This is a genomic window from Mesorhizobium sp. M0410, from assembly GCF_040321435.1.
GTDB lineage: Bacteria > Pseudomonadota > Alphaproteobacteria > Rhizobiales > Rhizobiaceae > Mesorhizobium.
On the sequence record NZ_JAMYRN010000003.1, the window covers coordinates 92,092 to 110,308 of the forward strand.

Genomic DNA, 18,217 nt, shown 5'->3' on the forward strand with positions numbered 1-18,217 from the left:
TCAGCGGTTTTGCGATAAAGAGCGCGTCGCATGAGGCTGGTCGAGCGCGACGCGCCTTAGGTGCGGCGGTGCGCCTACACGGCCATCCGCGCTTCGCGGAACGATACCAGCTTGCTGCGGGTCTCGTCCCACAGCGCCAGCTTGACGCAGCGCAGGCTGTCGAGGAGCGTGACGCGGCCGATCTCACGCAATTCCGGATAGTCCCTCAGCACTTCCGGAAGCCGGTAGCACGGCACCTTGGCCGAAAGGTGGTGCACGTGGTGGACGCCGATATTGCCGGTGATCCAGTTCAGCACCGGCGGCAGGTCGTAATAGGACGAACCGTGCAGGGCAGCGTGCTGGAATTCCCACTCTGAGTCCTTTGTCCACTCCGTCTCCTCGAACTGATGCTGGACATAGAACAGCCAGATGCCGGCCGATCCGGCGAGGATGACGATCGGCAGATGCACGACCAGAAACGCGCCGGGGCCAACGAACCAGATAAGCAGCGCGGCGATGACGGCGATGGCGAGGTTGGTCGACATCGACGACACCCAGGGGGTGAAACCGCCCCGCATCATGCCCAAGGGCAGTCTCTGCTCGAACATGAAAATCCATATCGGGCCAAGGCCGAACATCACCAGCGGATGGCGATAGAGGCGATAGGCGAGCCGGCCTCGCCACGACAGTTGCCGGTATTCAGCGACGGTCAGTGTCTTGATGTCGCCGGTGCCGCGCTCGTCGAGATTGCCTGCGCTGGCGTGATGGGTTGCGTGGGCGCGGCGCCAGCAATCGTAGGGCGTCAGCGTTAGCACGCCAAGCACACGGCCGATCCAGTCGTCGGCATAGCGATTGGCAAAGAAGGAGCCGTGACCGCAATCGTGCTGGATCATGAAGATCCGCACCAGAAAGCCGGCGGCCGGAAGGATGAGGACCAGACCCCACCAATGGCCATAGGCATAGGCGGCCGAGGACAATGCCCACAGCGTGGCGAAAGGGATGAGGGTGATGGCGAGTTCGACGGCGCTGCGACGCCTGTCGGGCTTTTTATAGCGCGACAGGATTTTCAACCAGGCGCGCTTGCTGTTTGCCACAGCTTCGGGGGAAATCATGTTCATCATGAAACATAGGCGGAGCAGGGCGCTGCCGCAAGACGGAGATCACGCAAAGTTACTGCGGGTAAATGTCGCGCGATGCGACGAATCCCGGCCACAGTCGCCGGGCGCGTCGCCGGCAACGGCGCCTACCGACGGCGCCCGCCTGCGACCATGTTGGTTTCGATGCCATCCAGGCGGTCGAGCAATTTCTTCAGGCGGTCGGGAATATCCGTCTCCGTGCGGAATGCCGGCAGGGTGCGCAGGAAGCGCTTGGTGGTCTCATTGCCGAGCTGGCGCCGGATATCGACGGCGAGCGCGTCGTGCTTTTCGCCATTGGTGCGGGACATCTTCCAAAATCCTGTGTCGGCTTCGAAACTCTTCCACAGGAGGAATGGTTCCCGCATTGTAGTAGCCTGGCAAGCAAAGCCGTCGGATACGGTAAAGTTTGAATTAAAATCGAAAAGTCTCCGCTGTTCGCCCTCAAGCCGTGGCCAGCGGCTGCAGTATCGCTTGCCCCTTGATTTTTGGCCGCCAAACCTCGATATCGGGCGCAAATCCACACCATTCGAAAATGACGGGAAACGGCGATGAGCGACCAGGCAAAAGACGAACGCGCGCCCGATGAAGCCGAGAAGACCGAGGCTGCCGCGGAGCCAAGGGAAGGCGGCGTCGACAGCGACTATGAAGCGCTTGTGCGGCTTCTGAAGGAAAACGAAGAGCTGAAGGATCGCGCGCTGCGCGTCGCGGCCGACATGGAGAATTTGCGCCGCCGCACCGCCCGCGACGTGCACGATGCGCGCGCCTATGCGGTTGCCAACTTTGCCCGCGACATGCTTTCGGTGTCAGACAATCTGCGCCGCGCTCTGGATGCCATCCCGGAGGAGGCCAAGGCTTCGGACGATGCCGGTTTCAAGGCGCTGATCGACGGCGTCGAGATCACCGAGCGCGCCATGCTGTCGGCGCTTGAACGTCACGGCGTGAAGAAGCTTGAGCCCGAGGGCGAGAAATTCGATCCGAATTTCCACCAGGCGATGTTCGAGGTGCCCAATCCCGACGTACCGGCCAACACAGTCGTGCAGGTCGTGCAGCCCGGCTATTCGATCGGCGAGCGTGTGCTGCGGCCGGCCATGGTCGGCGTCGCCAAGGGCGGCCCCAAGCATGTGGCGAGCGAAGCGCCGGTGGAGCCGGGGCCGGTGAATGAGCAAGCTGAGAAGGATGCGTAAGTTAGGAGAGTAGGGGAATAGGCAGTACGGGAGTAGGGAATACCGCTACGTCGGGTAAAATAGAGCAGAGCACTTGCCTACTCCGGCCGTTGCCTTCTCTCCCCTACTCAGGCCGCAAACCGCTGCGCTTCTCCGCCATAATAATTGACGTAGCGGGCACCGATCTCCTTGACCGGCATCACCACGAACACGTCGACGGTCGAGAATTCACGGTCGATGACGCAGCCGTCGCCGATGCGCGCGCCGACGCGCAGATAGCCCTTGACCAGCGGCGGCATCGCGGCGATCGCCGCCTTGGTGTTGACGGCCTCGATCGGCATCAGGTCCATGGAACAATAGCGCCCGGCGACGGCGCGCACGTCCCAGGATGAATTCGTCCGGCAGTGGTGGGCAAGATAGGTCAACGCCTCGGCATGTGCCGCCGGCACGGTGCCGTGGAACGACGCGCAGCCGGTCATCACGCCGATGCCGTAATGGTTGATATAGGCCCAGATGCCTTGCCACAGCGCCTCGATGGTGCGCTTCGAGCGGTATTCCGGCAGAACGCAGGAGCGGCCGAGCTCGAGGAACCGCTGGCCGGGATGCCGCGCGATCAGCTTGGTCAGCTCGAATTCGCCTTCGGAATAGAAGCCGCCGGCCGCTGCGGCAATCTCCTGCCGCAGCAGGCGGTAGGTGCCGACGATGCGGCGATGCTCGGGGCCGGAAAGCGAAGTATCGAACACAAGCAGATGATCGCAGAGGGGATCGAAGCGATCGGCATCGCGGCGGTCCTGCATCTGGAACAGGTCCTTCCTGGCACCAAGCTCGTCGTAGAACACCCGGTAGCGCACTTCCTGCGCGGCAGCGATCTCGGCCTCGTTGCGGGCGAGCCGCACTTCGAGATTGCCGATGCGGCCGAGCGATGCGCCTTTTATGACGGCATCGGCGTTCCGGCCGACGAGCAAAGGCCCGCTGGCGTTCGGCCGAGCATCACATTCCGGCATGACTGTATGCACGAGTGATTCTCCTTCGAGCCATCCCTCTTGGCACGGGGATACGGTGTAGGTGCAACAGGATTGTGACAGTACCGTGATACGGCTCTGCGGGCAATACTTCGTCGGCTGGGTAATCTATCAACCGTCTATGTTGTGCCTCAGGCGGCCACTTGCCCCTCGACGGCATGAACCAGGGCATCGGGGTCGAGCGGCTTGGTGACGAAGCCGCTGGCACCGTGAGCGAGCACGGCGTGGCGGGTCTTTTCCTGGCTGTCGGCCGACAGCACCATGATCGGCACCGGCGGCACCGCGGTCTCCTCCTCATGGCGGCGGATGGCGGCGATGGCGTCCAGGCCGTCCATGACAGGCATGTGCAAGTCCATCAGCACCACGTCGTAGCGGTGCTTGTGGCCGGTGCTGATGACCGCCTCGACCGCGGCCTTGCCGTTGCCGACCACTTTCACGCGATGCCCGGCCTTCAGCAGCGTGGCGCGGGCCAGCATGGCATTGATGTCGTTGTCCTCGGCGATCAGCACCGACAGGCCCTGCTGGCGGGCGCCAATGGCATGCCCCGCCTGCGCGCCGCGCCTTTGCAGTTGCGGCTCGGCGATGACCGGCGCGTGGCTGGTCAAAAGCACGCGCAGCAGTGTCTCGCCGCGCACCGGCCTCGCCAGGAAGGTGGCGTAACCATTGGCACGGAATTCGCCAAGCATGCCGCGGTCGGTCGGCGCGATCAGCGTCACTGCCTCGCACTCGGCAAATCCGCTCTGGCGCAGGCGCCTGAGCAGCCTGCCGTCGCTTTGCTCCATGGCAGCATCGATCAGCAGCACGTCACAGCCCTCGGCGAAAGCGGTGGCCTGGGCGGCGGCGGTGGCCAGATCGACCGTGCCGCCATTGGCGCGAATGGTGCGGGCGATGGCTTCGGCCTCGACCGGGTTCTTCGACACGATCACCGCATGCCGGCCCGACAGCGGGTTCTCGCGGATCTGCGGCGCCTCGACGGCGGAAATAGCGGGAATCTCGAAGACGAATTCAGATCCTTGGCCAAGGCGGCTCGACACAGAGATGGTGCCGCCCATGGCGGTCACCAGGCGCTTGGAAATGGCAAGACCGAGGCCGGCACCGCCATGCGCACGGGTCGAGGTGCCGTCAGCCTGTTCAAAGTCCTCGAAGATACGCTCCATGTCCTCCTCGCGCAGACCGGGGCCGGTGTCGGTGATGGTGAAGCGGATGCGGTCGGTGATTTCGGTGCGGACGCGGGCGATGCTTGCCAGGACGCCGCCGCTGTCGGTGAACTTGACGGCGTTGCCGATGAGGTTGAGCAGCACCTGCCTGACCCTGCCGGGGTCGGCGGTGATCAGCTGCGGCACGTCGGGTTCGACATGACAGCCGAGGCCGATATCCTTGGCAAAAGCCCGCGCCGCCAAAAGCTCGACGACATTGTCGGCGATCTCACGCACCGACATCGGCTGCGGTTCTGGATCGAAGCGGCCGGCCTCGATCTTGGAGTAGTCGAGCAGGTCCTCGATTAGCGCCAGCAGCGCGCTGGCCGAGGTCGAGATGGCGCCGACATAGGTCCGCTGCTCGGGCGAAAGGCTGGTGTCGGCGAGAAGCCGGGCCATGCCCATGATGCCGTTCATCGGCGTGCGGATCTCGTGGCTGACGGTAGCGAGGAAACGCGATTTGGCCTGGCTCGCATATTCGGCCCGCTCGCGGGCGGTGATCAGCGAGGATTCGGCGCGCTTGCGGGCGGTGATGTCGCGGGCGATGGCGCGATGCGAAACGGCGCCGCTGTCCTTGTCGCGCACCGACAGCTCGATCCAAGAGAACCAGCGTGGACCGTCCGGCGTGCGAATGGCGACGTCGGTGGAACTCAGGCATTCATGGTCGGAAAAGGCGGCGTCGGGGACGATGCCGACATCGATGCCTAGTTCGGCCAGGGCCTTGCCGGCAAGCTCGCGCTGGTCGGTTTCGACAAGGTCGGCGAAAACCTTGTTGGCGTAGACAATGTGGCCGTCGCGGTCGCGGTGGACGACGAGATCGCCGAGTGCATCGATCAGACCGCGAAAGCGCTCCTCGCTCTCCTGCATCTCCCACATGCGGTCGGCCAGCGTCTCGATTTCGGCGCGGCTGCGGGCGGTGGTGGCATCGAGCAGGGCCACTGCGCGGCGCTCGGTGCGCCTGTTGCGCAGATGCATGGCGAGCCCGGCCATGGCTGTCGCCAAAAGGCCGATGGTGATGAAGATCGGCGCTCCGGTCAAATGCGACAGGCCCGCCAGCACGACGATGGCGACCAGCGTCAGGAAGGACAGGCCTTCGCGGTTGGCGTCGGGCAATTCCGGCGCCAGCGGTGGCGCGGCGACAAGCTGCCGTGCTGGCGTATCGGGGGCCGTCCCGTCGGCCCGTTCGGCTGGTTCCGCCGCTCTGATGCCGGGTTCCGCAATCATACGGAACTCCTGCCAGACAGAGCTTATCGAAGGTTGTGATTGATCGTTCGAATTTTAGCGGTCGCGCTCTTTTTCCCCAAGAGGCTCACATGTCCACCACCACACGGCCGCGGATCTTGCCCTCGACGATGTCATGCGCGGCGCCGATGATGCCGTCGAAGCCGATGCTCGTCGACAGACTGGCAAGCTTTGCGTGATCGAGATCGGTGCCGATGCGGCGCCAGGCCTCGAGGCGGACCGCCTTGGGCGCCATCACCGAATCGATGCCGAGCAGCGAGACACCGCGAAGGATGAAGGGGGCGACGCTGGCCGGCAGGTCCATGCCGCCGGCGAGGCCGCAAGCGGCGACGGCGCCGCCATAGGAGGTCATCGACAGAACGTTGGCCAGCGTGTGGCTGCCGACGGCATCGACGCCGCCGGCCCAGCGTTCCTTGGCGAGCGGTTTTGCCGGCTGCGCAAGCTCGTCGCGTGAAATCACTTCCGCGGCGCCGAGGTCGATCAGATAGGGGCTTTCGGCAGCGCGGCCGGTCGAGGCAATGACGTGATAGCCGAGGCTGGACAGGATCGAGATCGCGACCGAGCCGACGCCACCGGCAGCGCCGGTCACCACCACCGGACCACGATCGGGCACGATGCCGTGGCGCTCCAGCGCGATGACGCAAAGCATGGCGGTGTAGCCGGCGGTGCCGATCGCCATCGCATCGTGCGGGCTCATTCCGTCCGGCAGCGGCACCAGCCAGTCGCCTTTGACACGGGCGCGCCCGGCAAAGGCGCCGAAATGCGTCTCGCCGACGCCCCAGCCGTTCAATATGACCTTGTCACCCTTGCGCCAGTCAGGATTGGAGGACGAGATGACTGTGCCGGCGAAATCGATGCCCGGCACCAGCGGCCAGCGGCGGATTACCGGCGCCTTGCCGGTAATTGCAAGGCCGTCCTTGTAGTTCACCGTCGTCGCCTCGACCGCGACGGTGACGTCGCCCTCCATCAGGTCTGCCTCTGTAAGCTCGGTCACCGCGACCGACTGGTTTTTCTCGGCGTCGCGCGAAACGAGGATGGCTTTGAAGGTTTCGGGCATGTTTTCTCCTCGGGCTTGCAGATCAGAATGTGCGGCGCCAGGCGAGTGAGGTCAATCGCTCGACATTCCGCGCCGCCAACCAATGAGCTCATCGAAGACGACCAGCACGGCACCAACGGAAATGAAGGCGTCGGCGAGGTTGAAGACGGCGAAGGACCAGACCGGCGTATGGAACAGGACATAGTCGATGACATGGCCGTAGATTGCGCGATCGATCAGGTTGCCGAGCGCGCCGCCAACGATCAGTGCGAAGCCGATGCGGGCAAGCAGGTGGCCGGGCGGCGTGCGGGCCGCAAGATAGAGCACGAAAGCGACCGCCAGAACCGCGACGACCACCAGGCCGGTGTCGCCGAAGGACGAAAACAGCGAGAACGCGATGCCGGTGTTGTAGGTGCGGTACAGCGCCAGGAACGGCAGCAGGTCGAGCCGTTCCTGAAAGGCGAGGCCGGTTTCGACCAGGTATTTCAGCCACTGGTCGAGCGCTATCGCGGCGACGACCAGAAGAGCGTACGGCCTCCAGGACTTCATGGTTTGCAGTTTCACGGTTTGAGATGTCACGATCTGGCGTCCTCCGGGCCGAGCTTCAGCGCGTCGCGCCGGATCTCGAACAGCATGACGCCGGTGGCCACCGCAAGGTTGAGCGAATCGGCGCGGCCGGCCTGCGGTATCCGCAGCAGCTTGTCGCAGCTTGCGGCAAGCTCGTCAGGCAGGCCTTGCTGCTCGTTGCCCATCACCAAAAGCACCGGGCCTTTTGAAAAATCGACCGAGCGGTAGTCGACCGCACCCTTCAGATGAGTGCCGGCGACGAGGCCGGGAAAGCTCGTTCGCCAGGCGAGAAAAGCCTCGGGCGACGCCTTGGCGACGGGCACGGCGAAGATCGAGCCCATTGTGGCGCGCACCGTCTCGACCGAAAAGGGATCGGTGGTCTCGCCGACCAGGATGACGCCCCTGGCGCCGACAGCGTCGACCGTGCGGATGACGGTGCCGAGATTGCCGGGGTCGCGAACGCGGTCGAGTGCTACCCAGACATCGCTGTCCTCGACGCGGATGTCCTTCAGCGACAGCAATTTCTGCGAGAACACGCCGACGACCATTTGCGGATTGTCACGGCGGGTGATGGCGACCAGCACCTTTTCCGAGACTTCAAGTACCGTGCCGCCGGCGGCGACCGTGCGCGCCGCGACCTTTTCGACTGCCGCGTTGCCACGTCCGGCCTTGGCGAAGACCAATGTCCTGATCGACCAGCCGAGATCGAGCGCGTCGATGACCAGCTTCAGGCCTTCGGCCATGAAGGCATTCTGCTGGTCACGGAATTTCTTCAGCGCGAGCGCCTTGATGTCCTTGATCAGCGGGTTGGCGAGGCTGGTGACTTCCTTCACCTGCCCTGGCGCGCCTGCGTGCCGTTCGTACGCACTCATTCAGGCCACCCAGCGCGAGAACAGCGAGGTCGAAAGCGCCCGACCGGCAGATTTCTCGCGGATGATCAATTCGCCCGACTCGACCGTGCCGCCCATGCCGGCGAAGGTGTCGCGCATCAGGGCATGGATCGCGAAAAAAGAGGCGCGGATCGAATAGGCGGTCAGTACCACGGCGAGCGGCTTCGGCGTCAGGATCGCGCGGCAGATATCGGTCAGCGCCGGCAGGTCCTCGAACAACTGCCAGACCTCGCCTTTCGGTCCGCGGCCATAGGCGGGCGGGTCGAACAGGATGATGTCGTAGCGGCTGCCGCGGCGCTCCTCGCGTTCGGCGAATTTCACGGCATCGTCGACGATCCAGCGGATCGGCTTTTTCGATAGGCCCGCCATCTCCTGGTTTTCGCGTGCCCAGCCGATCGCCTTCTTGGAAGCATCGACATGGGTGACCTCGGCGCCGGCATGCGCCGCCACCAGGGAGGCAAGGCCGGTGTAACCGAACAGGTTCAGCACCTTCACCGGCCGTTTTGCCGCCGCGATCAGTCCGGCCATGTGGTCCCAGTGCGAGGCCTGCTCGGGAAAGACGCCGACATGGCGAAACGAAGTGAAGCGGCCGAGATAGTCGATGCCGTCATGCTTCATCGGCCAGGTCTCGCCGAGCGGCGTCTTGGGGAAGCGCCAGCGGCCGATGCCTTCCTCGTCGGTATCGCCGGTGAAGATGGCGTCGGCGCGTTCCCAGTCCCTGGCCGCCAATGCCTTTTGCCAGATCGCCTGGCCCTCCGGCCGAACGATGCGGTAGGGGCCGTATTGCTCGAGTTTTTCTCCGGCACCACTGTCTAGCAGCGCGTAGTCCTGATTGGGGCCGACTTCGAGGATCAGCGGCAGATGTTCGGCGGGCAGCGCGCCATCGCGGCGCGAGAGCATGCGCGGCGCGGCTTTTGGCTCGGACCGGTCTTGCGGTTTAGGCTCCGGACCGGCGGTTGGGCTGGCGTCGCGCCGCCGGACATGCTCCGCCCCGCCTTTTGCGGGCGGTCGGCTGTCGCGGCGTCTGTCGCGAAAAGGTTTCAAGAAGGCGCATCTCCGGACGGCGGCTTGGCCGCTTCTGCCACAGCACATTGACCGGCGCAACAAAAGGGCTGCCGACGTGCGCAGCCGGATCAGCCGCGCCTGATCGACAGCAGGCCGATTGCGAGCGCTATGAAACCAACGGCCTTGAAGCCGGTGACGACCATATGGCCGGTTTCCCAGCGGCTCCGGATGGTTTCGAAATTGCCTGGGATCGGTCCAGGTACCCAAGTGGCCAGGACATCGTTTGCCGGTTTGACCAGCGCAAACCACGCCCCAAGCGCTAGCAGGTAGAGCACGGTGGCGGCCAAGACCCACCAGAATGCCGGACGATCGCTGCGCAGCATCCAGGCGAGGAGGCCCGGACAGACGATTGCCGCCAGGTCCAGCGGTGCGCCGATAATCGCGAAGAATTGGAACTGAGCGTTAAAGACAGTGGTTTCACGCCAGAGCGAAGGCCGCCATCTGGTCAGCCGCGGCACCGATTCCAGCACATGGGCGAAAGACGGCCCAAGGCTGAGCGCCGCGACGATGGCGGTCAAAACCGACCAGAACAACAGAAAACCGCGTATATCCATAATGGCCAGACAACGGCGTCAGGGCGCAGACGTTCCGGTCGGCGATCGTCTTGCTTGCCGTCGAAAGGGCAGGCGCACTATCGTCCATTCAAATTGGGCATCCATCAAACCGGGTTGCGATCCATGTCCCGCGCCGAACGCCTGCTCGACCTGATCCAGATCCTGCGCCGGCATCGCCGGCCGGTCAGCGGCCGCAGCCTCGCGGACGAAATGGGTGTGTCGATCCGCACGCTCTATCGCGATATCGCCACGCTGCAGGGGCAGGGTGCGCCGATTGAGGGTGAGGCGGGGCTGGGTTACGTGCTCAGGCCAGGTTTCATGCTGCCGCCCTTCATGTTCACCGATGAGGAGATCGAGGCGATCGTTCTCGGTTCGCGCTGGGTGGCCAAGCAGCCGGACTGGCGGCTTGCGAACGCCGCCACCGACGCGCTGGCCAAGATCGCGGCGGTGCTGCCGGACGATTTGCGCGAGGAACTCGATGCCTCGACGCTGCTGGTCGGGTCGCGCACCGAGGTCACAGAAGGCATCGATCTCGGCGTGGTGCGGCAGGCCATCCGCGAGGAGCGCAAGCTGAGCTTTGTCTATCGCGACGCCGGCGGCGCTGCCTCCGAGCGCACCGTCTGGCCGTTCGCACTCGGCTTCTTCGACAAGGTGCGCGTCGTCGCGGCCTGGTGCGAGATGCGCCAGGATTTCAGGCACTTTCGCGCCGATCGGATATCCGGCCTCAACGCCACCGAGATGCGCTATCCGCGCCGCCGTCAGGTGCTGCTCAAAGAATGGCGGGCGACGCTCGACACGCCAAGCTAAGGCTGCTGCTCAGTTGAGACTGCTGCCAGAATCTGGCAGTGGCATACGCTATGCTCCTCCAGTCGAAACCATCTGGAGAGCAATTCATGACACCGCCCAATTTCGTCATCCTCTATGTCGACAAGCCTGAGCAAAGCGGCGCCTTCTATAGCGCGCTGCTTGGGCGGCAACCGGTCGAGACCTCGCCGACCTTCGTGCTGTTCGTGCTCGACAACGGCTTCAAGCTCGGCCTCTGGTCGCGTCACACCGTGGAGCCGGCTGCCGCGGCAGCGGGCGGCGGCGCCGAGATCGTCTTTGCGCTGGACACGCCGGGTGCCGTCGACGCCACCCATGCCGAGTGGGCCGGCCGCGGGCTGAAAATTCTGCAGACGCCGACCGACATGGATTTCGGCCGCACCTTCGTCGCGCTTGATCCCGACAGCCACCGGCTGCGGGTTTATTGGCAAAGGGAGTAGGGCAGTAGGGCAGTAGGGGAGTACGTGACAGGAAACATAGCTGGCGCGGCGCCGCACGATCAGTGCGGTTCCTACTCCCCTACTCCCCTTTCGCTTGCCCGATACACGGCAATGCCGGCGGCGAGGTCCTCGAGGGCTGCGCCGACCGACTTGAACAGCGTGATCTCGTCGTCGTTCTGCCGGCCTTTTTTCTGGCCGCGCGCCAGTTCATAGAGGTCGGCGACAATGGCTTCCGGCTTCAGAACGCCGGAGGCCAGCGGCTGGACGATATCGCCGGCTTCCTTGGTGGCGCCGGCGCGGGTGTCGACATAGACGCGGGCGCGTGCAATCGCGTCGTCGTCGCTTTCGCGCATCGCCGGCGTGAAGCCGCCGACCAGATCGACATGGGTGCCGGACTTCAAGAGTGCGCCCTTGATCAGTGGCATGGTGGTGATGGTCGCCGACGATACGATATCGGCCTTTCCGAGTTCGGCGTCGAGATCGCCTGCTGCTTCGGCCGCAAAACCCTCGGCACGCAATTTTGCCGCGACCTTTTCGGCATTCGACGACGTGCGGTTCCAGATGCGGATGTTCTTGATCGGACGCACCGCCGAATGAGCCTTTGCAAGGAATGGCGACAGCGCGCCGGCGCCGACCACCAGCAGCCGCGATGCATCCTCGCGGGCCAGATAGGAGGCAGCCAGCGCCGAGGCACAGGCCGTGCGCCACTGTGTCAGCCTCTGGCCATCGATCAAGGCCTGAGGCTCGCCTGTGGCGCCGTCGAGCAAGAGGTAAAGCCCCATCACCGCGGGCTTGCCGACAGCATTGTTGTCAGGCGACACGGTGACGATCTTGACGCCGATATGGCCATCGGCCGAGGTGCCGGCTGCGTTGAAGTCGGTCCAGGCCGGCATCAAAAGCAGCGTCGAGGCGGCGCCATCGGGCCGCTCGACAGTGTGATGGTGCCTGACCGGCTGCACGGCGCCATCGCGAAAGGCGGTGCGTAACGTCTCGACCAGCCCGGAAAAGGTCAGCGCGCGGTCGACCTCGGCGGCGGAAATGGTCAGCATGAAAGGCTCCGTGGAGGACTAGGCCGGTTGTGCCTCAGGCCCGAGCCGCGGCTCAGTTCGTCGGCTTCGGCAAGACTGGGCTCTGCGACGCGGTGGGCGCGCGGCTGACCGCCTGGCGCAGGTTCTCGGCCTCGGCGCCGCGCTGGCGCGCCAGCTTGCGGTAGCGGCCCTGCTTGATCCAGGTCGCCAGGCTGCCGACGATCATGCCGATAGCCAGCGCCAGGAACAGGAAAATGAAGAGCGGCACGGTCAGCGTCAGCGCCGGATTGCCGGGATTGAACGGATCGAGTGTGAAGGCTACCGGTTCGCGGTTCGCGACGGCCAGCGCAATCAGGATGACGGCCAGCGGCACGAAAACCACGATGAGAATGAAGCGATTGAACATGTTTTTCCGTTCGGAAGAAAAGGCAGGAGCGGTGGCGCGTGCCGCGCCTATTTGCCTCCGTTCAGCCTTTCACGCAATTCCTTGCCGGTCTTGAAGAACGGTACCCATTTCTCCTCAACCTCCACGGATTCGCCGGTGCGCGGGTTGCGGCCGGTGCGGGCAGGGCGGTTTTTCACCGAAAACGCGCCGAAGCCGCGCAACTCGACCCGGTTGCCCTCGGCAAGCGCGTCGGTGATTTCATCGAAGATAGCGCTGACAATGTTTTCGACGTCGCGCAGGAAAAGATGCGGATTACGCGTGGCGATGATCTGAACAAGTTCGGATTTGATCATGAAAAGGCTCCCCGTGAAAGCAGTGCCGCCGAAATTATCAGAATGATTTTATTTGGTTTTTCACTCGTCCCAAGCGGTTCCTCAAGGGTGCCAGACGGAAACGAGACCGTCAAGAAACAAGCGGTCCGCTCCAATTTCGTGAAGGACGTCGCCGCCATGGCCGGGCAGGCCAAGCGCAGCGCCGACGGTCTGCGCCATCGCCTTGGAGAACAGGAAACCACCGCGTTTTTCCGTGTCCTTCCATTCCAGCACCTTGAGCTTGGCATCGACACCCTTGCCTGCAAGCCAGTCGATCGCTTCGGCTTCACCGCCGACCGCGTCGATCAATCTGTTGGCGACCGCCTGCCGGCCGGTGAAGATCGACCCGTCTGCGAGCGCCAGCGCCTCCGGCTTGGTCATGTTGCGGCGCTCGGCGACGATGCCGACGAACCAGTCGTAGCTGTCGAGGATGAGCTTGCGGACCATGGCGCGCTCATCGTCATTGGTCGGCTTGAAGGGAGAAGGCGACGCCTTCAAGGGCGAGGATTTCACCTCCTCCAGCTTGACGCCGAGCTTGTCCATGAGGCCGCTGACGTCCGGGTACTGGATCAGCACGCCGATCGAGCCGACGATCGAGGATTTGCGTGCGACAATATGGTCGGCCGCGGTGGCGATCATGTAGCCCGCCGAAGCCGCGAGCGTGCCGACCTCGGCCACCACCGGCTTGTCGGCGGCGAGCTTGCGCACTGCCTCATAGATCGACTCGCCACCGACGGTGGTGCCGCCGGGTGAATCGATCGACAGGATCACAGCCTTGACGCGCGGCGACTGACGGATGGCCTCCAGCCGCTTGATCAGTTCTTCGTCTTCGGTGATGGTACCTTCGATCTTGACCTTGGCGATGTGGTCGACTGCCGCGCTGGTGAAGTCGTCACCATAGATCCACGCCGAAAAGGCGATCAGCCCGGCTGCGGCGACGATAATCGCCGCGGTACGCCAGAATGTCAGCTTGCGGCGCAAGCGGCGGCGGTCGATCAGGTCGTCGGCTCTCAATGCCATGGTCAGCCTCGTAGTCGGTGGGAGCAGATGCTTTTAAAGCAACCATTCGCGCCCGGCTACCGTTTCCTGACGGGCTTGCGACAAAGGCCTCAGGCATTCGCGGCAAGCCTCAACCTGTCGCGTTCCACAGGCTCTAACACTGTGCGCCTATATCTGGTATGAGGTACAGGCTGCGCTGGGGCCATTTTCGTTGTACAGGGGCGGCTGTCACATTTTTGCGGTTTTCCTCGGCTTTTGCTTGCTTGAGGGCGCCGGCATCCCACCTATAGGGCGGCCTGGCGGGCAGGGGTTTAGAAGAAGCAGTCATGTTAGCGGGACCAATCGAACCGACCAACACCGAGACGGAGTTGGCTCCCAAGGCCGCAGGCCGGGCGCGGGTCGACGCGTTTGACATTGCGCAGCGTCATTCGCGCCGGGTCCGGATCCTGAAGCTGGCCGTACCGCTGGTCGCCGCCGTGATCGCGGTCGCGTTTCCGGTCTATTCCTATCTCATGGCACCCGCTGCAATCGAGGTGCAGGCCGACGGCGGCGCCTTTGCCGATGGCAAGCTGGTGATGGCCAATCCCAAGCTCAACGGCTTCACCAAGCAAAACCTGCCCTATTCGATGACAGCGCTCCGCGCCATACAGGATGTCAGCAAACAGGGCATCATCGATCTGGAAGGTATCAAGGCCAAGCTGCCGATTGCGGCCGACAACACCGCCGCCATCGGTGCTGCGCACGGCACCTACGATCGCGACGGCAACACATTCAGCCTGACCAGCGACGTGACCGTGTCGACCACGGATGGCGTGGTGGCAAAATTTAAATCAGTCTATCTCGACATGGCCGAAGGCACTATGAAGACAAGCGAACCTGTCGATGTCAGCCGCGGCGGGTCGCGGATCAGGGCGGATTCGATGTCGGTCCAGGACAATGGCAAGGTCCTGATTTTCGAGAACAAGGTGCGCGTCGACATCGATCCCGCCAGTTTGAAGGCGGCAGAGGCAAAGAGCGGAGAGACCAATGCGGTTCAGTAGTTCGGCACGGCGCCTCGCCGCGATCTCGGCGTTAACGCTTGGGTTGCCCTTGGGGCTGACCTTCGGGACGGCGCCGTCGCTGGCGCAATCCAGTGCCACCAGCCAAATGTCCGGCCTCAGGCTGTCGGGCGACAAGCCTATCCAGATCGAAAGCGACAAGCTCGAGGTGCGCCAGGCGGAAAGCGTCGCCGTCTTCACCGGCAACGTCAACGTCGTCCAGGGTCCAACCGTGCTCAAGGCCGGCAAAATGACGGTCTATTACGTCAGGGATGCAGGCGCCGCCAAAGGCGCCCAGCCCGCGGGTGCCGCGGCAATGACCGGATCCGCCAACATCGACCATCTCGAGGTCGACGATAAGGTCTACATCAAATCGGACGATCAGGTTGCCACCGGCGACCGCGGCACCTTCGACATGAAGACCGAAGTGCTGGTGCTTTCGGGCAGCAAGGTCGTGCTCTCGCAAGGCGACAACGTGCTTGTCGGCTGCAAGCTTACCGTGCAGATGAAGAGCGGCCTTGCCCAGGTCGACGCTTGCGGCGGCCGCGTCATGATGTCGATCACGCCGCCGGCGAAGTCTGGAGCAGCGAAACCCTGATGACCGGCATATCGTCGCTGCTGGCGCGTCTTCCAGGGCGCGCCGCCAGCAAACTTGCGGCACCGGCCAGGGTCACCGTCGAAGCGGCAAAGTTCAAGGGAACCTTGATCGCCAAAGGGCTGACCAAAAGTTACAAGGGCCGCAAAGTCGTCAGCGGCGTGACGCTGGGCGTGCGCGCCGGCGAGGCGGTTGGGCTGCTCGGCCCCAACGGCGCCGGCAAGACGACCTGTTTCTACATGGTGACCGGCCTGGTGCCGGTCGATGAAGGCACCATCGAAATCGACGGTTTCGACGTCACATCGATGCCGATGTATCGCCGCGCCCGTCTCGGCATTGGCTACCTGCCGCAGGAAGCGTCAATTTTTCGCGGCCTGAATGTCGAGCAAAACATCCGGGCCGTGCTCGAAGTGGTCGAAAAGAGCCGCAAGGAGCGTGAGCGGCTGCTCGACGAATTGCTCGAGGAATTTCACATCAGCCATCTGCGCAAGGCTCCGTCGCTGTCGCTCTCCGGTGGTGAGCGGCGACGCCTCGAAATTGCCCGTGCGTTGGCAACCCGCCCTGCCTACATGCTGCTCGACGAACCGTTCGCCGGCATCGATCCGATCGCCGTCGCCGACATCCAGCAGCTCGTGCGCCATTTGACGGCACGTGGCATCGGCGTGCTGATCACCGACCACAATGTCCGCGAGACACTTGGCCTGATCGACCGCGCCTACATCATCCATGCCGGTCAGGTGCTGACCCATGGCCGGGCCGACGAGATAGTCGCAAATGCCGATGTGCGGCGGCTTTATCTCGGCGAGGGATTTACGCTCTAAGTGCGAAATTCCGGTTCGAGCGGGATTTCCGGCGTAGTCCAGCAGCTTTTTCTTCAATTTTCTGCCTGAAAACGTGTCGGCAGGCGAGTTTTACCGCTCCTCGCCTTGACAAGCAAAAGCCGGGCCAGTTTCTATGCTGGCCTGGAAAATTCCTTCCAGCAGTGCGGGTGTGTAGACGGAGCGTTTGAAACCGAACCATGGCGTTGGCGGCAAAACTACAGCTACGACAGTCGCAGTCGCTGGTGATGACGCCGCAGCTGATGCAGTCAATCCGCCTGCTGCAGTTCACCCATCTCGAGCTGGAACGCTTCATCGACGACGAGATCGAACGCAATCCACTGCTGGAACGTGCCGAACCGCAGGAGGACGCCGCCAGCGACCAGGCGCAGAAGGGCGACGCTGCACCAGAACCAGCTGCCGACGGCGACTGGTTCGAAGCGGAGACGGCGTGGAGCGCCGAGGCGATCTCGGAAAAGCTCGATACATCGCTGGAAAACCTGTTTCCCGATGATCCTGGTACGAGCGAGCGGCTGGGGCCCGACCTGACGGCGCAATGGAAATCGGCGTCCGGCAACGGTTCCACCTCTTCCTCCGACGGCTTTGACGTCGCGGACATGGCGGCGGCTGCCATCACGCTGCGCGACCATGTCGGCGAGCAGGTAGCGCTCGCCTTTGCCGATCCGGCGGCCCGCCTGATCGCCAGCGAGCTTGCCGACGGCCTCGACGAGGCCGGCTACATGCGTGCCGACATGGCCGAGATCGCGGCCCGCCTCGGCACGAACGCCACGGCGGTGGCAAGGGTCCTGGCGGTCTGCCAGACATTCGAGCCCGCCGGCATCTTCGCCCGCGACCTCGCCGAATGCCTGTTGCTGCAGCTTGCCGTGCGCGACCGGCTCGATCCGGCGATGAAGGCGCTGATCGCCAATCTCGAACTCCTGGCACGGCGCGATTTCCAGACGCTGAAGCGGATTTGCGGCGTCGACGAGGAGGATCTGCTCGACATGCTGGCCGAGATCCGGGCGCTCGACCCGCGGCCAGGAATGGCATTTTCGTGCGGTGCCAGCGACGCAGTCGTGGCCGACGTCGAGGTGCGCGCAGCCAATGACGGCAGCTGGACGGTCGATCTCAATGCCGAGACGCTGCCGCGCGTGCTGGTCGATCACATCTATTTCGCCCAGGTCACGCCACATGCGAAAAACCAGGCGGAAAAGGATTTCCTCGCCGAATGCCTGCAGAACGCCAACTGGCTCACGCGCAGCCTCGACCAGCGGGCGAAGACCATTCTCAAGGTGGCCTCTGAGATCGTGCGCCAGCAGGACGCTTTTCTCGTCCACGGCGTGCGGCACCTGAAGCCGCTCAACCTGCGTACGGTGGCGGACGCCATCGGCATGCACGAATCAACGGTCAGCCGGGTCACGGCAAACAAATACATGCTGACGCCGCGCGGTGTGTTCGAGCTGCGCTATTTCTTCACCGCCTCGATCGCTTCGTCAGGTGGCGGCGATGCGCATTCGTCGGAAGCGGTGCGCGACCGCATAAAGCAGCTGATCGACGAGGAGAAAGCCGTCGATGTGCTTTCCGACGATGCCATCGTCGACATGCTGCGGGAAAGCGGCGTCGACATTGCCAGACGCACGGTGGCCAAATACCGGGAAGGCATGAACATACCCTCTTCGGTGCAGCGGCGGCGCGAAAAACGCGCTTTGGCCAGCGCCGGCCGTTGAGCTCCGACGGAATTTCCACAGCTTTCGCAGTTCATTGACAAGCGGCAACGAAGTGGCTAGAAGCCCGCCCGCATGAGACGGGCTAGCGAGTGGATTTGAGTTCGCCGATGCCCGCACGAGAGATGGTCCGTCACGACGTAGGCCA

At 63.8% G+C, this 18,217-nt stretch carries 20 protein-coding genes; 7 read left to right on the forward strand and 13 right to left on the reverse strand.

Annotated elements, in window-relative coordinates; all coding sequences use genetic code 11:
• Positions 1 to 74: 74 nt before the first annotated feature.
• Complete coding sequence (locus NKI63_RS04550; RefSeq protein WP_254816802.1) at positions 75 to 1,097, reverse strand: fatty acid desaturase; 1,023 nt, start codon at positions 1,095 to 1,097, stop codon at positions 75 to 77.
• A gap of 125 nt (positions 1,098 to 1,222) precedes the next feature.
• Positions 1,223 to 1,423, reverse strand: coding sequence for a hypothetical protein (locus NKI63_RS04555; RefSeq protein WP_254816803.1), 201 nt, complete (start codon positions 1,421 to 1,423; stop codon positions 1,223 to 1,225).
• A 240-nt stretch (positions 1,424 to 1,663) separates the two neighbouring features.
• Between NKI63_RS04555 and grpE the strand changes: the two genes are divergently transcribed.
• Positions 1,664 to 2,299, forward strand: coding sequence for a nucleotide exchange factor GrpE (grpE, locus tag NKI63_RS04560; protein WP_352506612.1), 636 nt, complete (start codon positions 1,664 to 1,666; stop codon positions 2,297 to 2,299).
• Positions 2,300 to 2,406: 107 nt separating this feature from the next.
• Here grpE and olsB read toward each other — a convergent pair whose 3' ends face one another.
• The 7 genes from olsB to NKI63_RS04595 form a co-directional block, all read right to left on the reverse strand.
• A complete protein-coding gene (gene olsB / locus NKI63_RS04565) occupies positions 2,407 to 3,282 on the reverse strand; it encodes a l-ornithine N(alpha)-acyltransferase (RefSeq protein ID WP_023675251.1) in 876 nt (291 codons plus the stop codon).
• Positions 3,283 to 3,431: 149 nt separating this feature from the next.
• Positions 3,432 to 5,720, reverse strand: coding sequence for a hybrid sensor histidine kinase/response regulator (locus NKI63_RS04570; RefSeq protein ID WP_352506611.1), 2,289 nt, complete (start codon positions 5,718 to 5,720; stop codon positions 3,432 to 3,434).
• 85 nt (positions 5,721 to 5,805) lie between these two features.
• Positions 5,806 to 6,795 carry an acrylyl-CoA reductase (NADPH) gene (gene acuI, locus NKI63_RS04575; protein WP_352506610.1) on the reverse strand — a complete coding sequence of 330 codons (990 nt, stop codon included), beginning with the start codon at positions 6,793 to 6,795 and terminating at the stop codon, positions 5,806 to 5,808.
• A gap of 51 nt (positions 6,796 to 6,846) precedes the next feature.
• A complete protein-coding gene (gene lspA, locus NKI63_RS04580; RefSeq protein WP_352820721.1) occupies positions 6,847 to 7,323 on the reverse strand; it encodes a signal peptidase II in 477 nt (158 codons plus the stop codon).
• Positions 7,324 to 7,349: 26 nt separating this feature from the next.
• On the reverse strand, positions 7,350 to 8,213 hold the full coding sequence (locus NKI63_RS04585; RefSeq protein WP_352476400.1) for a TrmH family RNA methyltransferase: 864 nt from the start codon (positions 8,211 to 8,213) through the stop codon (positions 7,350 to 7,352).
• Positions 8,214 to 9,275, reverse strand: coding sequence for an RsmD family RNA methyltransferase (locus NKI63_RS04590; protein WP_352506609.1), 1,062 nt, complete (start codon positions 9,273 to 9,275; stop codon positions 8,214 to 8,216).
• 89 nt (positions 9,276 to 9,364) lie between these two features.
• Entirely contained in the window at positions 9,365 to 9,850 is a 486-nt protein-coding gene (locus tag NKI63_RS04595) for an anthrone oxygenase family protein (RefSeq protein ID WP_352506608.1), read from the reverse strand.
• Positions 9,851 to 9,973: 123 nt separating this feature from the next.
• Between NKI63_RS04595 and NKI63_RS04600 the strand changes: the two genes are divergently transcribed.
• Both NKI63_RS04600 and NKI63_RS04605 read left to right on the forward strand, forming a co-directional pair.
• Positions 9,974 to 10,657 (forward strand): helix-turn-helix transcriptional regulator, encoded by a 684-nt coding sequence (locus NKI63_RS04600; RefSeq protein ID WP_352820591.1) that lies wholly within the window; start codon positions 9,974 to 9,976, stop codon positions 10,655 to 10,657.
• Between the two features lie 86 nt (positions 10,658 to 10,743).
• Positions 10,744 to 11,112: a VOC family protein gene (locus NKI63_RS04605; protein ID WP_352506606.1), complete on the forward strand. Its 369-nt coding sequence runs from the start codon at positions 10,744 to 10,746 to the stop codon at positions 11,110 to 11,112.
• A 71-nt stretch (positions 11,113 to 11,183) separates the two neighbouring features.
• Here NKI63_RS04605 and lhpI read toward each other — a convergent pair whose 3' ends face one another.
• From lhpI to sppA, 4 genes are all read right to left on the reverse strand, one after another.
• Positions 11,184 to 12,161, reverse strand: coding sequence for a bifunctional Delta(1)-pyrroline-2-carboxylate/Delta(1)-piperideine-2-carboxylate reductase (lhpI, locus tag NKI63_RS04610; protein WP_352506605.1), 978 nt, complete (start codon positions 12,159 to 12,161; stop codon positions 11,184 to 11,186).
• 52 nt (positions 12,162 to 12,213) lie between these two features.
• Positions 12,214 to 12,546 (reverse strand): LapA family protein, encoded by a 333-nt coding sequence (locus NKI63_RS04615; RefSeq protein ID WP_352649557.1) that lies wholly within the window; start codon positions 12,544 to 12,546, stop codon positions 12,214 to 12,216.
• Positions 12,547 to 12,593: 47 nt separating this feature from the next.
• Positions 12,594 to 12,878 carry an integration host factor subunit beta gene (locus tag NKI63_RS04620; RefSeq protein WP_023675261.1) on the reverse strand — a complete coding sequence of 95 codons (285 nt, stop codon included), beginning with the start codon at positions 12,876 to 12,878 and terminating at the stop codon, positions 12,594 to 12,596.
• Between the two features lie 81 nt (positions 12,879 to 12,959).
• A complete protein-coding gene (gene sppA, locus NKI63_RS04625) occupies positions 12,960 to 13,916 on the reverse strand; it encodes a signal peptide peptidase SppA (RefSeq protein ID WP_352506604.1) in 957 nt (318 codons plus the stop codon).
• Between the two features lie 305 nt (positions 13,917 to 14,221).
• Here sppA and lptC point away from each other — a divergent pair, with 305 nt between their 5' ends.
• From lptC to rpoN, 4 genes are all read left to right on the forward strand, one after another.
• Positions 14,222 to 14,935 (forward strand): LPS export ABC transporter periplasmic protein LptC, encoded by a 714-nt coding sequence (gene lptC / locus NKI63_RS04630; protein ID WP_352476407.1) that lies wholly within the window; start codon positions 14,222 to 14,224, stop codon positions 14,933 to 14,935.
• Positions 14,922 to 15,530 (forward strand): LptA/OstA family protein, encoded by a 609-nt coding sequence (locus NKI63_RS04635; RefSeq protein ID WP_254816816.1) that lies wholly within the window; start codon positions 14,922 to 14,924, stop codon positions 15,528 to 15,530. Before lptC ends, NKI63_RS04635 begins: the two co-directional genes overlap by 14 nt.
• A complete protein-coding gene (gene lptB / locus NKI63_RS04640) occupies positions 15,530 to 16,348 on the forward strand; it encodes an LPS export ABC transporter ATP-binding protein (protein WP_023718959.1) in 819 nt (272 codons plus the stop codon). The genes NKI63_RS04635 and lptB overlap by 1 nt, the downstream gene beginning before the upstream one ends.
• A gap of 197 nt (positions 16,349 to 16,545) precedes the next feature.
• On the forward strand, positions 16,546 to 18,072 hold the full coding sequence (gene rpoN / locus NKI63_RS04645) for an RNA polymerase factor sigma-54 (protein WP_352820594.1): 1,527 nt from the start codon (positions 16,546 to 16,548) through the stop codon (positions 18,070 to 18,072).
• The last annotated feature ends 145 nt before the right edge of the window (positions 18,073 to 18,217 follow it).

Excerpts from the sequence above, each read along its gene's own strand:
- NKI63_RS04605 (WP_352506606.1), top strand. The coding sequence starts at position 10,744 with ATGACACCGCCCAATTTCGTCATCCTCTATGTCGACAAGCCTGAGCAA.
- olsB (WP_023675251.1), bottom strand. The coding sequence starts at position 3,282 with ATGCCGGAATGTGATGCTCGGCCGAACGCCAGCGGGCCTTTGCTCGTC.
- lptC (WP_352476407.1), top strand. The coding sequence starts at position 14,222 with ATGTTAGCGGGACCAATCGAACCGACCAACACCGAGACGGAGTTGGCT.
- NKI63_RS04595 (WP_352506608.1), bottom strand. The coding sequence starts at position 9,850 with ATGGATATACGCGGTTTTCTGTTGTTCTGGTCGGTTTTGACCGCCATC.
- NKI63_RS04615 (WP_352649557.1), bottom strand. The coding sequence starts at position 12,546 with ATGTTCAATCGCTTCATTCTCATCGTGGTTTTCGTGCCGCTGGCCGTC.
- NKI63_RS04555 (WP_254816803.1), bottom strand. The coding sequence starts at position 1,423 with ATGTCCCGCACCAATGGCGAAAAGCACGACGCGCTCGCCGTCGATATC.
- NKI63_RS04600 (WP_352820591.1), top strand. The coding sequence starts at position 9,974 with ATGTCCCGCGCCGAACGCCTGCTCGACCTGATCCAGATCCTGCGCCGG.
- NKI63_RS04570 (WP_352506611.1), bottom strand. The coding sequence starts at position 5,720 with ATGATTGCGGAACCCGGCATCAGAGCGGCGGAACCAGCCGAACGGGCC.
- lptB (WP_023718959.1), top strand. The coding sequence starts at position 15,530 with ATGACCGGCATATCGTCGCTGCTGGCGCGTCTTCCAGGGCGCGCCGCC.
- NKI63_RS04635 (WP_254816816.1), top strand. The coding sequence starts at position 14,922 with ATGCGGTTCAGTAGTTCGGCACGGCGCCTCGCCGCGATCTCGGCGTTA.
- lspA (WP_352820721.1), bottom strand. The coding sequence starts at position 7,323 with ATGAAGTCCTGGAGGCCGTACGCTCTTCTGGTCGTCGCCGCGATAGCG.
- NKI63_RS04550 (WP_254816802.1), bottom strand. The coding sequence starts at position 1,097 with ATGAACATGATTTCCCCCGAAGCTGTGGCAAACAGCAAGCGCGCCTGG.
- grpE (WP_352506612.1), top strand. The coding sequence starts at position 1,664 with ATGAGCGACCAGGCAAAAGACGAACGCGCGCCCGATGAAGCCGAGAAG.
- acuI (WP_352506610.1), bottom strand. The coding sequence starts at position 6,795 with ATGCCCGAAACCTTCAAAGCCATCCTCGTTTCGCGCGACGCCGAGAAA.
- lhpI (WP_352506605.1), bottom strand. The coding sequence starts at position 12,161 with ATGCTGACCATTTCCGCCGCCGAGGTCGACCGCGCGCTGACCTTTTCC.
- NKI63_RS04620 (WP_023675261.1), bottom strand. The coding sequence starts at position 12,878 with ATGATCAAATCCGAACTTGTTCAGATCATCGCCACGCGTAATCCGCAT.
- rpoN (WP_352820594.1), top strand. The coding sequence starts at position 16,546 with ATGGCGTTGGCGGCAAAACTACAGCTACGACAGTCGCAGTCGCTGGTG.
- NKI63_RS04585 (WP_352476400.1), bottom strand. The coding sequence starts at position 8,213 with ATGAGTGCGTACGAACGGCACGCAGGCGCGCCAGGGCAGGTGAAGGAA.
- sppA (WP_352506604.1), bottom strand. The coding sequence starts at position 13,916 with ATGGCATTGAGAGCCGACGACCTGATCGACCGCCGCCGCTTGCGCCGC.